The organism is Streptomyces sp. NPDC059895, from assembly GCF_042731035.1.
Lineage (GTDB): Bacteria > Actinomycetota > Actinomycetes > Streptomycetales > Streptomycetaceae > Streptomyces.
Genome location: NZ_JBHWKO010000028.1, coordinates 37,197 through 51,273 on the forward strand (window position 1 = coordinate 37,197; position 14,077 = coordinate 51,273).

Annotated in this window: 12 protein-coding genes and 1 riboswitch; of the genes, 4 read left to right on the top strand and 8 right to left on the bottom strand. The window is 71.7% G+C overall.

The features are described 5' to 3' along the window. The first annotated feature begins 53 nt into the window (after positions 1-53). The 4 genes from ACFV9M_RS27360 (at position 54) to ACFV9M_RS27375 (ending at position 5,413) form a co-directional block, all read left to right on the top strand. Entirely contained in the window at positions 54-560 is a 507-nt protein-coding gene (locus ACFV9M_RS27360; RefSeq protein WP_385061830.1) for a GNAT family N-acetyltransferase, read from the top strand. Between the two features lie 40 nt (positions 561-600). Next, positions 601-750, top strand: a riboswitch (cobalamin riboswitch). Between the two features lie 123 nt (positions 751-873). After that, entirely contained in the window at positions 874-3,225 is a 2,352-nt protein-coding gene (locus ACFV9M_RS27365; RefSeq protein ID WP_385061832.1) for a ribonucleoside-diphosphate reductase subunit alpha, read from the top strand. Continuing rightward, complete coding sequence (locus ACFV9M_RS27370; protein ID WP_385061834.1) at positions 3,225-4,238, top strand: ribonucleotide-diphosphate reductase subunit beta; 1,014 nt, start codon at positions 3,225-3,227, stop codon at positions 4,236-4,238. Before ACFV9M_RS27365 ends, ACFV9M_RS27370 begins: the two co-directional genes overlap by 1 nt. A 212-nt stretch (positions 4,239-4,450) precedes the next feature. After that, on the top strand, positions 4,451-5,413 hold the full coding sequence (locus tag ACFV9M_RS27375; protein ID WP_385061835.1) for a GlxA family transcriptional regulator: 963 nt from the start codon (positions 4,451-4,453) through the stop codon (positions 5,411-5,413). Here ACFV9M_RS27375 and ACFV9M_RS27380 read toward each other — a convergent pair. From ACFV9M_RS27380 to ACFV9M_RS27415, 8 genes are all read right to left on the bottom strand, one after another. Beyond that, positions 5,377-6,807, bottom strand: coding sequence for a cytochrome P450 (locus ACFV9M_RS27380; protein WP_385061837.1), 1,431 nt, complete (start codon positions 6,805-6,807; stop codon positions 5,377-5,379). The two genes, ACFV9M_RS27375 and ACFV9M_RS27380, sit on opposite strands and share 37 nt — an antisense overlap. Then, positions 6,804-7,913, bottom strand: a complete 1,110-nt coding sequence (gene cyc1 / locus ACFV9M_RS27385; protein ID WP_385061839.1) for an epi-isozizaene synthase — start codon at positions 7,911-7,913, stop codon at positions 6,804-6,806. Before cyc1 ends, ACFV9M_RS27380 begins: the two co-directional genes overlap by 4 nt. Positions 7,914-8,192: 279 nt before the next feature. Then, positions 8,193-8,843 (bottom strand): peptide deformylase, encoded by a 651-nt coding sequence (gene def, locus ACFV9M_RS27390; protein WP_385061841.1) that lies wholly within the window; start codon positions 8,841-8,843, stop codon positions 8,193-8,195. A gap of 149 nt (positions 8,844-8,992) precedes the next feature. Then, positions 8,993-9,973 (bottom strand): tetratricopeptide repeat protein, encoded by a 981-nt coding sequence (locus tag ACFV9M_RS27395; protein ID WP_385061843.1) that lies wholly within the window; start codon positions 9,971-9,973, stop codon positions 8,993-8,995. Positions 9,974-10,144: 171 nt separating this feature from the next. Next, the gene (locus ACFV9M_RS27400) at positions 10,145-11,407 is read right to left on the bottom strand and encodes an HD-GYP domain-containing protein (RefSeq protein WP_385061845.1); all 1,263 of its coding nucleotides are present in this window, start codon (positions 11,405-11,407) and stop codon (positions 10,145-10,147) included. Next, the gene (locus ACFV9M_RS27405) at positions 11,404-12,711 is read right to left on the bottom strand and encodes an HD-GYP domain-containing protein (protein WP_385061847.1); all 1,308 of its coding nucleotides are present in this window, start codon (positions 12,709-12,711) and stop codon (positions 11,404-11,406) included. The genes ACFV9M_RS27400 and ACFV9M_RS27405 overlap by 4 nt, the downstream gene beginning before the upstream one ends. Positions 12,712-12,927: 216 nt before the next feature. Next, positions 12,928-13,230: a mycothiol system anti-sigma-R factor gene (gene rsrA / locus ACFV9M_RS27410; protein ID WP_385061849.1), complete on the bottom strand. Its 303-nt coding sequence runs from the start codon at positions 13,228-13,230 to the stop codon at positions 12,928-12,930. Then, a complete protein-coding gene (locus tag ACFV9M_RS27415; protein ID WP_385061941.1) occupies positions 13,227-13,922 on the bottom strand; it encodes a sigma-70 family RNA polymerase sigma factor in 696 nt (231 codons plus the stop codon). Before ACFV9M_RS27415 ends, rsrA begins: the two co-directional genes overlap by 4 nt. Positions 13,923-14,077: the final 155 nt, after the last annotated feature.

Below are 14,077 nucleotides of genomic sequence, written 5' to 3' on the forward strand. Positions count from 1 at the left end.
CGGCGGAGAAATCCGGCGGCCCACCGTCGTGTGCGTGGGGCAGACTGCGCGCCATGGACATACGGATCCGGGAAGCGGAACCCTCCGAGTACGCCGGCCTCGGCGACCTGACCGCCCGCGCCTACCTCGACGACGGACTCCTCGACTACGGCGAGGGCGACCCGTACCTGCCCGTGCTGAAGGACGTGGCCGCGCGGGCGGCCGCCGCCACCGTCCTCGTGGCCGTGGCGGGCGACCTGCTCCTGGGCGGGGTCACCTTCGTACCGGGCCCCGGGCCCGTCGCCGACATCGCCCGCCCCGGCGAGGCCGAGATCCGCGCGCTGGCGGTCGCCCGCGAGCAGCGCGGCCGGGGCGCCGGCGAGGCCCTCGTGCGGGCCTGTGTCGAGCGTGCGCGGACCACGCGGGGCTGCACGGCCGTCGTGCTGTCGAGCCAGCGGGCCATGCACACCGCCCACCGGCTCTACGAGCGCCTGGGCTTCGTCCGCACACCCGAGCGGGACTGGAATCCCGTGCCGCACCTGGACGACATCACTCTCATGGCCTACCGGTTGACGCTCTGAGATCACTCGCAACACAACATCTGGGGGTGGCGTGACGGGCGAGCACAAGATGTATGCTCGTGCTCGCTGTCGCCGCAGGGGAATCCGGTGCGAATCCGGAACTGTCCCGCAACGGTGTACAGGTGTGCGCCCCTACCCGTGTGCGCACACCTGTCCAGTCCGAGGACCTGCCGACAGTGCGCCCGGCCGTCCGGCTCGGGTGCCTTGACGTCCGGGCCTCGTGGAGTGGGCCGGTGGACGCGACGCCGTGCGCGCTCGTGTGCTGCCCCCCTGCTCTCCGCCAGGCCCCTTGCCGAGCGAGGGAGAGCCCCACGTGACCATCGCGCCAGCCGATCCGGCCTCAGTCACCCCGCAGGACACCGACGGTCCCGGTACCGCCCTGCTGCGGACCCTGACCGAGCTGACCGCCGACCTGCCCGACGCCGACCCGGGCCGGGTCGCCGCCGCCGCCCTGCGGGGCCGCTCCGCGCGGGCGGACGAGACGGAACTGCGCGAGCTGGCCACGGAGGCGGCCGCCGGCCTCATCTCCGAGGACCCCGCCTACTCCCGGCTGGCCGCCCGTCTGCTCACCCTCGGCATCCGCGCCGAGGCCGCCTCCCAGGGCGTCACCTCCTTCACCGGGTCGGTCGCGGTGGGACACCGGGAGGGGCTGATCGCCGACCGGACCGCCGCGTTCGTACGGCTGCACGGCGCGCGGCTCGACGCGCTGGTCGACCCGCACGCCGACGACCGCTTCGGGTACTTCGGCCTGCGCACCCTGCACAGCCGCTACCTCCTGCGCCACCCGATCACCCGCAAGGTCGTCGAGACGCCCCAGCACTTCCTGCTGCGCGTCGCCGCCGGACTCGCCGAGGACGACACCACGCGGGCCGTGGACGAGGTCGCCGCGCTCTACGGGCTCATGAGCCGCCTGGACTACCTCCCCTCCTCCCCCACGCTCTTCAACTCCGGCACCCGGCACCCCCAGATGTCGTCGTGCTACCTCCTCGACTCCCCCCAGGACGAGCTGGACTCGATCTACGACCGCTACCACCAGGTCGCCCGCCTCTCCAAGCACGCCGGCGGCATCGGGCTGTCGTACTCCCGGATCCGCTCCCGCGGCTCCCTCATCCGCGGCACCAACGGGCACTCCAACGGCATCGTCCCGTTCCTGAAGACCCTCGACGCCTCCGTCGCCGCCGTGAACCAGGGCGGCCGGCGCAAGGGCGCGGCCGCGGTCTACCTGGAGACCTGGCACTCCGACATCGAGGAGTTCCTGGAGCTGCGCGACAACACCGGCGAGGACGCCCGCCGTACGCACAACCTGAACCTCGCGCACTGGATCCCCGACGAGTTCATGCGCCGGGTGGACGCCGACGCGCAGTGGTCCCTCTTCTCCCCCTCCGACGTGCCCGAACTGGTCGACCTGTGGGGCGAGGAGTTCGACGCGGCCTACCGCGAGGCCGAGGCGGCGGGCCTGGCGCGGAAGACGATCCCGGCGCGCGAGCTGTACGGCCGGATGATGCGCACCCTCGCGCAGACCGGCAACGGCTGGATGACCTTCAAGGACGCCGCCAACCGCACCGCCAACCAGACCGCGACGCCGGGCCACGTCGTGCACTCCTCCAACCTCTGCACGGAGATCCTGGAGGTCACCGACGACGGGGAGACGGCGGTCTGCAACCTGGGATCGGTGAACCTCGGCGCCTTCGTCGACGGCGACGGCATCGACTGGCAGCGGCTGGACGACACCGTCCGCACCGCCGTCACCTTCCTCGACCGCGTCGTCGACATCAACTTCTACCCGACCGAGCAGGCGGGCCGCTCCAACGCCCGCTGGCGCCCGGTCGGCCTCGGCGCGATGGGCCTCCAGGACGTCTTCTTCAAGCTGCGCCTGCCCTTCGACTCCCCCGAGGCCAAGGCGCTCTCCACCCGGATCGCCGAGCGCGTCATGCTCGCCGCGTACGAGGCCTCCGCCGACCTCGCCGAACGCAACGGCCCGCTGCCGGCCTGGGAGAAGACCCGCACCGCCCGGGGCGTCCTGCACCCGGACCACTACGGCGTCGAGTTCACCTGGCCGGAGCGCTGGGCGGCCCTGCGCGAGCGCATCGCCGCCACCGGGCTGCGCAACTCCCTGCTCCTCGCCATCGCGCCGACCGCCACCATCGCGTCGATCGCGGGCGTCTACGAGTGCATCGAGCCGCAGGTGTCCAACCTGTTCAAGCGCGAGACGCTGTCCGGCGAGTTCCTCCAGGTCAACTCCTACCTGGTGCGGGACCTCAAGGAGCTCGGCGTCTGGGACGCGCGCACCCGCGAGGCGCTGCGCGACTCGGGCGGCTCGGTGCAGGACTTCACCTGGATCCCGGCCGACGTCCGCGCCCTCTACCGCACCGCCTGGGAGATCCCGCAGCGCGGCCTGATCGACATGGCCGCCGCCCGCACCCCGTACCTGGACCAGGCGCAGTCCCTGAACCTGTTCCTGGAGACGCCGACCATCGGCAAGCTCTCCTCGATGTACGCGTACGCCTGGAAGTCGGGCCTCAAGACGACGTACTACCTGCGCTCGCGCCCGGCGACCCGCATCGCCCGCGCCGCACAGGCCACCGTTCCCGTCCAGCGGCCGGCGCCCGAGGACGCCGTCGCCTGTTCCCTGGAAAACCCCGAGTCCTGCGAGGCCTGCCAGTAATGAGCTCCACCGTGAAGAACCTTCTCGACCCCGGCTTCGAGCTGACTCTGCGCCCCATGCGCTACCCGGACTTCTACGAGCGCTACCGGGACGCCATCAAGAACACCTGGACCGTGGAGGAGGTCGACCTCCACTCGGACGTGGCCGACCTCGCCAAGCTCACCCCGGCCGAACAGCACCTGATCGGCCGGCTGGTCGCCTTCTTCGCGACCGGCGACTCGATCGTCGCGAACAACCTGGTGCTGACGCTGTACAAGCACATCAACTCCCCCGAGGCGCGGCTCTACCTCAGCCGGCAGCTCTTCGAGGAAGCGGTCCACGTCCAGTTCTACCTGACCCTCCTGGACACCTACCTCCCCGATCCGGAGGACCGCGCGGCCGCCTTCGCCGCCGTCGAGAACATCCCCTCCATCCGCGAGAAGGCCGAGTTCTGCTTCCGCTGGATGGACTCGGTGGAGAAGCTGGACCGCCTGGAGTCCCGGGCCGACCGGCGCCGTTTCCTGCTCAACCTGATCTGCTTCGCCGCGTGCATCGAGGGCCTGTTCTTCTACGGCGCCTTCGCGTACGTCTACTGGTTCCGCAGCCGGGGCCTGCTGCACGGCCTCGCCACCGGCACCAACTGGGTGTTCCGGGACGAGACCATGCACATGTCCTTCGCGTTCGACGTCGTCGACACCGTCCGCAAGGAGGAGCCGGACCTCTTCGACGACCGGCTCCAGCAGCAGGTCACCGACATGCTGCGGGAGGCCGTCGAGGCCGAGCTGCAGTTCGCCCGCGATCTGTGCGGTGACGGCCTGCCGGGCATGAACACCGACTCGATGCGGCAGTACCTGGAGTGCGTCGCCGACCAGCGCCTCACGCGCCTCGGCTTCGCCCCGGTGTACGGCTCGGAGAACCCGTTCTCCTTCATGGAGCTGCAGGGCGTTCAGGAGCTGACCAACTTCTTCGAGCGCCGGGTGTCGGCGTACCAGGTGGCCGTGGAGGGCACGGTCGACCTCGACGAGGACTTCTGAGCCCTCGCCGACCGCAGTTGACGGTCGATCCGGCGTTCGCGGGCCAGTCCCACGAGCGCCGGACCCGCGAGGAGGAGGAAGAGAGCCAGGACCGTGAGGTAGGGGCTGAGTGCGTTCATGGGGGTAAGCATCGAGCTCCCGTGACGCTCATGACAGCGGCAGAACTGCCCTGCACCTTCAAATTACTGCCACTCGCGCGGCACACTGGCGGCATGCTGAAGAACGTGGCCGCGGTCGTCCTCGACGGCGTGCACCCCTTCGAACTCGGTGTGGTGTGCGAGGTGTTCGGCATCGACCGCAGTGACGAGGGGCTGCCGGTGTACGACTTCGCGGTCGCCTCCGCGGAGGGGCCCACGCTGACCACCCCCGCGGGCTTCGGCGTGCACACGGAGCACGGTCTGGAACGCCTGGAGAGCGCCGACCTGATCGCCGTGCCGGCCGGGGAGTCGTACCTGGTGCGCGACTACCCGCCCGAGTTGCTCGACGCGCTGCGGCGGGCCGTGGACCGCGGGACGCGGGTGCTGAGCGTCTGTTCCGGGGTGTTCGTGCTGGGCGCGGCGGGGCTGCTGGACGGGCGGCGCTGCGCGGTGCACTGGCGGCACGCGGAGCAGCTCGCCCGGCGGTATCCGCGCACGAGCGTCGAGCCCGACGTCCTCTACGTCGACGACGACCCCGTGATCACCTCGGCCGGCACGGCCGCCGGGATCGACGCCTGTCTGCACCTGGTGCGCAAGGAGCAGGGGCCCGAGGTCGCCAACGGGATCGCCCGGCGGATGGTCGTACCGCCGCACCGCGACGGCGGGCAGGCCCAGTACGTCGAGCGGCCGCTGCCCCGGTCGCGGTGCGACACGGTGGGCGAGGTGCTCGCCTGGATGGAGCGGCACCTCGACCGGGAGGTCACCGTGGAGCAGCTGGCGGCCCGTGCCCACATGGCGCCGCGCACCTTCGCCCGCCGCTTCCAGCAGGAGACCGGCACCACCCCCTACCGCTGGATCCTGCGCCAGCGCGTCCTGCTCGCCCAGCACCTGCTGGAGGCGACGGACGAGACGGTCGACGCGATCGCCGGGCGGGCCGGTTTCGGGACGGCGGCGGCGCTGCGGCACCAGTTCGTGCGGGCCCTGGGCATCACCCCGAACGCCTACCGGCGCACGTTCCGCGGGCCTTCGGCCGCCTGACGGTCCGCCGGAGGAGCGTCCTCTCGGCGGGGCACCGGCGCCAGCAGCAGCCGCTGCGGGCGCAGGGTGATGCCCACCCGGGTCGCGTCGTCGGAGCCGGCGACCTGCTCGAAGCGGAACGTCTTCGCGAGCACCGCCGTGACCAGCGTGAGCAGGGCCATGGAGAAGTGGTCGCTGGGGCACTTGCGGTTGCCCACCCCGAAGGGCCGCATGGCGTACTTCGGGACGTCGCCCGAGCGCTCGGGAAGCCACCGGTCGGGGTCGAAGTCCAGATGCCGCCGGTAGGAACGGGGGTCGCGCTGGATCGCGTACGGGCTGTACACGATGTCGGCACCGGCCGGAATGCGATACCCGCCGAGTTCGGTGTCGGTGACCGCCCGCCGCGTCAATATCCATACGGCGGGACGCAAACGCATGGCTTCCATGACGACGTTGTTGGTGTGCGTCAGCTTGCGCACGTCCTCGAATGCGGCGGGCCGCCCCGCGGTTACGGCCTCGACCTCGGCCCGTACTTTGTCGGCGTGTTCCGGGTGGTCGGCGAGGACCAGCAGCAGAGACATGATCGTGGCCGCGATGGTTTCGCTGCCGGGGGTGAGTATCGCGACGACCTGATCGTGGATCTCCTGTTCCCCGATGGGGTCGCCATTGTCGTTCTTCGCTTCCAGCAATGCCGTCAGCAAATCGTCCGGCCTTTGACCGGACGCCCGGCGTTCGGCGATGATCTCGTCGACCAGGAGATGCAAATCGGCCAGGGCCCGGTTGAATTCCCGATTGGCCGGAAGCGGTAGTTTGTACAGCGGCCCGAGCGGTACCACCATGCGCTGGTACGTACCGTGGAACACACTGGCGAGGGCGGTGCACAGCCGCTCCGCTCGTTCGTCCATGAACCGGCCGCGCAGCAGGCAGCGGGCGGCGACGCGGACCGCGATGCGGAACGACTCCGAGGTGCACTCGATCGTCCCGCCGCCCTTCCAGCGCTCGGCGAGCGCGTGCGTCTCCTCCTCCATGATCGGCCCGTAGGCCGGGATGGCGTCGAGCCGGAACGCGGGCTGGATGGTGCGCCGCTGGCGCCGGTGCGTCGGCCCGTTGGCGGTGGCCACGCCCTCCTTGCCGAGCAGGCCCTCCAGGGACTCCCACAGGGGTCCGGCGATGATGTAGTCGGGGCTGAGGGCCAGCTCCCCGGTGAGGGCGGGGGCGGTGACGGCGTACACCGTCTTGGGGCCGAGCCTGATGCGGACGACGTCGCCGTGGTCGCGCAGCCGGGTCATGAAGGCCAGCGGATCCCTGGCGAGCCTCCAGCCGTGGCCGAGAAGCGGAATCCCGCCGCCGGCCAGGGGCGGCTCTCGCAGTTCCGGGGCGTCGGGCGTCGCGGGGTTCACCGACTCGACGGTCATTTCTCACCTGCCGGTTCGTTGCTGACGTACGGAGGGGTGGACCGGTCGTCCCAGCTGTCGACCCTGTAGCGGCCCGACTCGTGGTGGAACCAGTAGACGGAGCTGAACCAGTTGCGCATGTTCGCGAGACAGGCACCGACGGCGGTGCTCACCTGCTTTCCGTGGACCGTCCCGTCGTCCAGCCGGTCGGCCAGCCGCAGTACGTCCTTCTCCACGGCAAGGAACTCCGATATGCATTGCTCGATGCGCCGCCGGACATCCTCGACAGCCTCTTCCAGGCTCATTCCCTCATGGGTGACGAGACTGATTCCGAGATTGTGCACCTCATCGCCCGCTATTTCCTTGGGAAGCGAGCAGAGGTCGTTGTACCAGGCGGCGAATTCCTGACTCAGCAGGGCTGCCCGCCGATAGGCCGGATGTTTTCGTATCGGTTCCGGTATTTCGTGCCCCGCGCTCAGCTCCAGCAGGTCCGTCCAGATCCAGTGGGCGAAGGTGAGCCGGCGCAGCGCGAGGTACTCCTCGACGGCCGGGATCCGCCCCTCGACGCGGTTGCGGAATTCCCGGTCGTAGGCCTCGATGACGGCGTGGAAGTGCCGGGTGAACCGGGCGTTCCAGGTGCCGGGGAGGAAGGAGAACAGCCGGCCCACGCTGTCCGCCAGCCCGGCGACCAGCGGATCCTCGTGACGCAGGTGCGCGTTCGGCGCGTCCAGCGCCGCGTGCAGGCGGGACCTCAGCCTCCGCCAGTCGCCGGTCCGGCCGTGCACGACGTCGCGGTCGTGGCGGTCGTCCCAGACGAAGAACCAGGCGCTGTAGTCGGCGATGGCCTGGAGGGCCTCCTCGGAGGCACCGAGGTAGTACCCCGCCATCAGGTCGGTGTAGCACAGGCCGTCGGCATATTCGGCGACCTTGTCGGCCGGCATGAGCCGCTTTTCCAGCAGCCAGGCGCGCGTCTTCTCCTGCAACCGGGGCCAATACGGGTGCAGTTGCCGGGGAAACACCGCCTCGACGACCGGGAGGGAGAGCGAGGGCGGGACCGCGACCGCGGTCACCGTCGCCGTGGTGCTGCATGTGGTGCTGTATGTGGTGCTGTATGGGAAAGCTGGCACGAACAACCCCTCTCAGCCGCCAGTGGCGCACACCTCTCCCGCCATGCCGGGCGTGCGCCGTTGCGTATCCCCGCACATCCATTCAGCACTACAACTGACCGCTCTGGGAACGGATTTGCTGCATTCGCTCCCTCAACCTGACGAGAAAGCCCCTCCGATGACCGATTGCGGATCAGCGGATGTGCAGCAGCGATCGACCGCGCGTCGGGCACACGAACGACGCCCGGCCGGGAGGGATCCCGGCCAGGCGTCGGTGGGTGCGGGGGCGCGGAGCGTGGCTCAGCCGTTGGCCACCACGGGGTAGCGAGGTTCGTTCTCGGCCATCTGCCGCAGCGCGTCCTTGCGTTCCCGCTTGGAGAGGCGGTCGATGTACAGGTACCCGTAGAGGTGGTCGGTCTCGTGCTGCAAACACCGTGCGAAGTATCCGGTGCCGCGTACCTTGATCGGGTTGCCCTTCTCGTCCTGACCGGTCACCTCGGCGTAGTCCGGCCGCGCGAGCGGCGCGTACGCGGTCGGCACCGACAGGCAGCCCTCGTTGCTGTCGTCCAGCCGGCGCCGGTCCGCGGGCAGTTCCACGAGCTTGGGGTTGCAGACCACGCCGGTGTGCCGCACGCCCTCGTCGTCGGGGCAGTCGTAGACGAAGACCTTGAGGTCGACACCGATCTGGTTGGCGGCCAGGCCCACGCCCTCCGCGGTGCGCTGGCTGGCGAACATGTCGTCCACCAGCTTGAGCAGTTCGTCGTCGAACTCGGTGACGTCCGCGCACTCCTTGTGGAGCACCGGGTTGCCGACGACGGTGATCGGCCGCGAGGTGCCGCGCTCGCGGTACGCCCGCTCCCGCTCCTCGGCGTCCTGGGTGTCGATGACGAAGCCCTCGTCGTCCACGGGGAGCACGCCCGCGTGCTGCTGATCGGTGTCCTGCTGCGCCATGACCGACGATGCCTTCCTCAAAACGGGGGGTGAAGTTGCGGATACAGGGTACGGGGAGGCGCCGTGAGGGGGCGCCGGGCCGGGTCCGACCTGCGGCTCCGCCGCGCGGGCGGGACCGGCCCCGACGGGCCCGGAGCCGGGGGGCGGCCTCAGCAGACCTCTTCGAGATCACGCCAGTCCCTGGAGTCCGGGCTGTCGGCGACCCACCCGTCCAGCAGGCCCCGCACCAAAGACGCCGGCGCGGCCACCCCGCACTCCCGCTCCGGCACCCACAACTGCCCGTCGGTGCGGTGCCCGAGCGGCCCGGGATGCCCCGGTTCGCTGTGGTCGTGCGGGTCCAGGTGCTCGCCGTCGCCCTCGTCGGAGGGCATCCGCGACTCCGAGCACATCCGGCACAGCAGCCGCACCGACGACGACCAGTCCTCCGCGGCGAACCCCGCGTCGCCGGCGAGCTGTTCCAGCGCGTCCCGGTCGGACTCGGTGGCGGCCTCCAGCAGGACCACCCAGGTCGGCACCGGCGACGGCGCCCACAGCTCGATCTCGTCGAAGACGGGGTAGGCGTGCCCGGCGGACGTGGTCCGCTCGCCGTGCGGCACCCCGTCGTGCAGGACGACCTCGCCCCAGCGCCGCCCGGACGACGGCAGCGGGATCGACAGCACCTCCATCCGGGCCGGGTCCAGCCGCCGCCCCCACACCACCTCGGCCTCCCCCTCGGGCGACAGCCGTACGGCGGCGCTGCCCAGGTCCATGCCGAGCGGCTCGCCGGCGACGGCGGCACCGCCCGGCACGTTCAGCCCGTAGGCCTGCCAGGCGCGGCGGGCCAGCGGCCAGTCCTGCAGGGCGGTCGCCGCGATGCCGACGTTCCACCAGTCGGGGGCGCCGGTCTCCCGGTCGAGGAGGGCGACCGCGCGCAGTCCGGCGGTGCGGGCCTGCTCCCAGTCGTGCCGGAACTTGTGCAGCAGGGCGAGGTTGAACCAGGACTCCGACAGCCAGGGCTCCAGATCGGCGGCACGTGTCAGCAGCGCACCCGCGTCCTCGTACCGGCCGTCGCCGATCAGGGTGAACGCGCGGTCGGTGGCCTGCCGCCAGGAGGCGGAGGGCCGGTGCCGTACCTTGCCGAAGATCCTCACGATTCCCGCCTGCCAGTTCCGTGGTGTGGGCTGGCCGGTGCCCCCGGACACCCTCTCCCTCGCATCCAACCACGTGTGGCTGGAAGGTCGCTCATTACCCATGGGTTACCCATCGGCGGGGAGGGTCAGACCGTCCCGACCCCCGCTCGCGGGCCCCTCCGGCCGTGGCGTTCATCCGCCACGCCCCTGGTCCCCCAGTACCCGGGCGAGCGCCTCCACCACCTCGGGAGCGTAGTTCGTGCCCGTCCCCAGCCGCAGCTCCTCCAGCGCGGTGAGCGGTCCGCCGGGGCCGGCGTCGCGCACCTTCTCCTCGTAGGCGTTCACCACCCGCACGATCCGGGCGGCGACCGGCTGCTCGGGATAGGGGTCGGCCTGCCGCTCCACGACCGCCGCGACCTGCCCGTCCGCCCCGGTCTGCCGGACGACGGCCCCGCCCAGCAGCGCGATCCGCCGCTGCTCCGCGACCGGCAGCCCGGCCGTGGCCCCGGCCGGGACCGGGTCGACGAGGCTGAGCTGGCCGATGTCGTGCATCAGCGCCGCGTACTCCAGGACCGTGAGCTCGGGCTCCGTCAGTCCCAGGTCCCGGCCCACGGCCTGGCTGAGGGCGGCGACCCGGCGGGCGTGCCCGGCGGGGGTGTACCCGGCGATCTCGGTGGCCCGGGCGAGGGAGGCGATGGTCTGCCGGTAGGTGGCGCGGACGGCGGCGTACCGGCGCAGGGAGTGCTGGGTGAGCAGCAGCGGCACCGAGAACACGGGCAGCGCCCACAGCCCGACCACGGCCACCGCGAGCGCCATCACCGCGCCCGTCGCGCACACGGCCGACCCGATCCCGGGCACCGACCGCAGCTCGTCGCGGAGCAGCGGGGCGAACGGCCAGCGGGTGCGGGAGTGCGCGAGCGCGGCCGCGACCACCGCGTCGCACAGCACGGTGAGGACGAGCAGCGCGAGCAGCAGCAGGGCGTACGCAGGGCCGCTCCAGCGGTCGAACACCCCGTGGTGGTAGAGGGGCTGGAAGCACACGGCGGCGAAGCCGACGGCCAGGACCCGGCGGGCCAGGTGGTCCAGGACGGGCCCCTCCCCGCGTGCGAGGTGCGGCACGGTGCCGAGCAGGGAGGCGGCGAACACGACGGAGACGACCTGCGCGACGCCGTGGTGCGAGGCCTGCCCGGCGTGCTCGCCGAGCAGCGCGTACGACAGCGCCCCGGCGGCCCCGAGCGGCGCGGCCTCGCGCGGCGCGGGCCCGCTCCTCAGGGCCGCCCCGGCCGGCAGGAGCCTGGAGGGTGGAAGGGTCAGCTCGCCGACGGCGACGAGGACCCCGAAGGCGAGCGCGACGGGGCGTTCCTCGACGCCCGAGCGGAAGGTGACCAGGAGGGAGCCGGCGACCAGGACGGCGGCGCTGCCGTGCAGGGCGGCCAGGGGGCGGCGGGTGGTCATCGGCGCGCTCCGGACCCGCCGGGGACGGGGGCGGGGGGCGGCACCGTGGGCCGGGGCTCGTCGGCCGTGACCACGGGCCGCCACCCCTCCCGGCCGATCACCCGGACCAGCGCGGCCACCATCCGGGGGTCGAACTGGGAGCCCGAGCACCGCTGGAGCTCCTCCAGGGCCACCGCCACCGGACGCGCCCTGCTGTAGGACCGGGTCGAGGTCATCGCGTCGAAGGCGTCGGCCACCGCCACCACCCGCGCGCACTCGGGGATCTGGCTGCCCACCAGCCCGTAGGGGTAGCCGCTGCCGTCGACCCGCTCGTGGTGGTGGAGGATCGCCGAGCGGGCCTCACCGAGGAAGGAGATGCCCCGGGTGATCTCGTGCCCGTACTCCGGGTGCAGTTCGATCACCCGGCGTTCCTCCGGCGTCAGCGGCCCGTCCTTGCGCAGCAGCCGGGTGGGGACGCCGAGCTTGCCGACGTCGTGCAGGATCCCGGCGAAGCGGAGCACCTCGACCCGCCCCTCGTCCATGCCCAGCTCGCGCGCGATCATCATCGAGGCCTGTCCGACCCGCTCGCTGTGGCCGCGGGTGTACCCGTCCTTGATGTCGACGGCCTGCACCAGCGCGCGGATCGTGGCCTGGTGGGCGGCCCGTTCCCGGTGGTACTGGGCGAACATCCACCAGGAGACGGCCATCGGGAAGAGCACGAGCAGCGCGGCGACCGGCCCGTAGGGGCTGTGCCAGAGGACGGCCATCATCAGCCCGGCCAGCCCGTGCACCGCGACGGGCGCGAGCGACCCCCGGAACAGCCCGCACCACACCCGCGTCGGCGGCAGCCCCTCGGCCAGCGCGAGGATCGAGCCGTCGAGCGCGGCGAGCACCGCGCAGAACACCAGGACGGCGGCTCCGGCCGGCAGGAACACCTGCGGGAAGTCGGAGGCCTCCACGGCGTGCCGCGCGTCCAGCGCGCCGTGCACGCGGGCGGCCGCCCACACGGCGATCGCCAGGTGGGCGGCGCGGCAGATCCGCCGCGGCAGGCAGGGCCGCTGCTCGACGGCGGAGAGCAGCGCGCCGGGCAGCGGCACGAGCGCGGCGGCGTACGGCGGCAGCAGGAAGGCCCCGGCGAGCAGCACGGGGTAGAAGGTGCCGGCGAAGCGGCGGCGGGCGATCCGCTCACCGCCGGCGTACAGCGCGGCGAGCAGCGGGACCGCCCACCAGGGGGTGCGCACCGACGGCAGCGGCAGCAGACAGGGCAGGGCCCCGAGGGCGACGCAGACCACGTACACCCGCGCCCGCACCGGGATCTCTCCCATGCCACCCTCCCCCCGGCCACGCCTTCCGCAGGCTCCGGTTCAGGTTCCGGAGCCTAGGGTGGCGGGGGGTGGCTCTATGGGCGTATCACCCGCGGATTAGCACATTCGGGTGACGGCGTTCGTCAGGGCTCCGGCGCGTGGCCGTTCAGCCCCGTCCGGCGGGACGGCCACCGGAACGCCTGCTGGGCGACCGCCGGTACTCCCGCTGGGCGGTCGTCAGGACTCCTGCGGGGCGGCCGTCACGTCGTGTTCGGGCACGGTCTGTCCCGAACGGATCAGGTCGAGCCGGCCCATGACCTTGGAACGCAGGTCGGAGGGTACGTCGTCATGGCCGCAGCACCGCTTGACGAGCTTCTTCACCGCCTCTTCCAGCCCGTACTTCTCCAGGCACGGCGAGCACTCGCTGAAGTGCTGCTTGAACTTGTCGCGATCGACGTCCGGCATCTCACTGTCGAGGAACTCGTAGAGATGGTCGAGGACCTCACCGCAGTCCGTCTCGTGCGGCTCTCCGCAGCTCATGAGCCCGAGCCTTTCGCTTCGTCCGACTTGCCGGCGCCGGCCGGCACCAGCCCGCGCTCTCGGGCGTAGTCCTCGAGCATGCCGCGCAGTTGCCGGCGGCCCCGGTGCAGCCGGGACATCACCGTACCGATGGGTGTCCCCATGATGTCCGCGATCTCCTTGTACGCAAAGCCCTCGACATCGGCGAGGTACACGGCGATGCGGAATTCCTCGGGAATGGCCTGGAGCGCTGCCTTCACGTCCGAGTCGGGCAGGTGGTCCAGCGCCTGCGACTCGGCCGACCGCAGACCGGTCGACATGTGCGACTCGGCGCGCGCCAGCTGCCAGTCCTCGATCTCCTCGGCCGCGCTGCGCTGGGGTTCGCGCTGCTTCTTGCGGTACGAGTTGATGAAGGTGTTGGTGAGGATCCGGTACAACCAGGCCTTGAGGTTGGTGCCCTCGCGGAACTGGTGGAAGGACGCGTACGCCTTGGCGTACGTCTCCTGCACCAGGTCCTCGGCGTCGGCCGGGTTGCGCGTCATGCGCAGCGCGGCCGAGTACATCTGGTCGAGGAACTCGAGCGCGTCCCGCTCGAAGCGCGCGCTGCGCTCCGCGGTCGACTCCGGGCTCGCTCCCACGCCTGCGCCCTGGCCCTCGGGCAGCTCCGCCTGGCCGTTGTCGGTCCCTGCGTCGGTACCGGTGACCGGACCCACCTCCTCAAGATCGCGGGCGGGACCGACACCGGCCCCACTCGAATCGGAGGATAGACGACGACCGGTGCCTGCCGCCGCTCCGAAAGGAGTGGTCTTGGCCGCGTGCAGCACCGTCCAGTCCAGATCCGGGCGGCTGCTGCGGCTCGAATCGGACT

Coding starts and splice junctions, on each gene's coding strand:
- ACFV9M_RS27360 (WP_385061830.1), top strand. CDS start 54: ATGGACATACGGATCCGGGAAGCGGAACCCTCCGAGTACGCCGGCCTC.
- ACFV9M_RS27370 (WP_385061834.1), top strand. CDS start 3,225: ATGAGCTCCACCGTGAAGAACCTTCTCGACCCCGGCTTCGAGCTGACT.
- ACFV9M_RS27375 (WP_385061835.1), top strand. CDS start 4,451: ATGCTGAAGAACGTGGCCGCGGTCGTCCTCGACGGCGTGCACCCCTTC.
- ACFV9M_RS27380 (WP_385061837.1), bottom strand. CDS start 6,807: ATGACCGTCGAGTCGGTGAACCCCGCGACGCCCGACGCCCCGGAACTG.
- def (WP_385061841.1), bottom strand. CDS start 8,843: ATGGCGCAGCAGGACACCGATCAGCAGCACGCGGGCGTGCTCCCCGTG.
- ACFV9M_RS27400 (WP_385061845.1), bottom strand. CDS start 11,407: ATGACCACCCGCCGCCCCCTGGCCGCCCTGCACGGCAGCGCCGCCGTC.
- ACFV9M_RS27405 (WP_385061847.1), bottom strand. CDS start 12,711: ATGGGAGAGATCCCGGTGCGGGCGCGGGTGTACGTGGTCTGCGTCGCC.
- rsrA (WP_385061849.1), bottom strand. CDS start 13,230: ATGAGCTGCGGAGAGCCGCACGAGACGGACTGCGGTGAGGTCCTCGAC.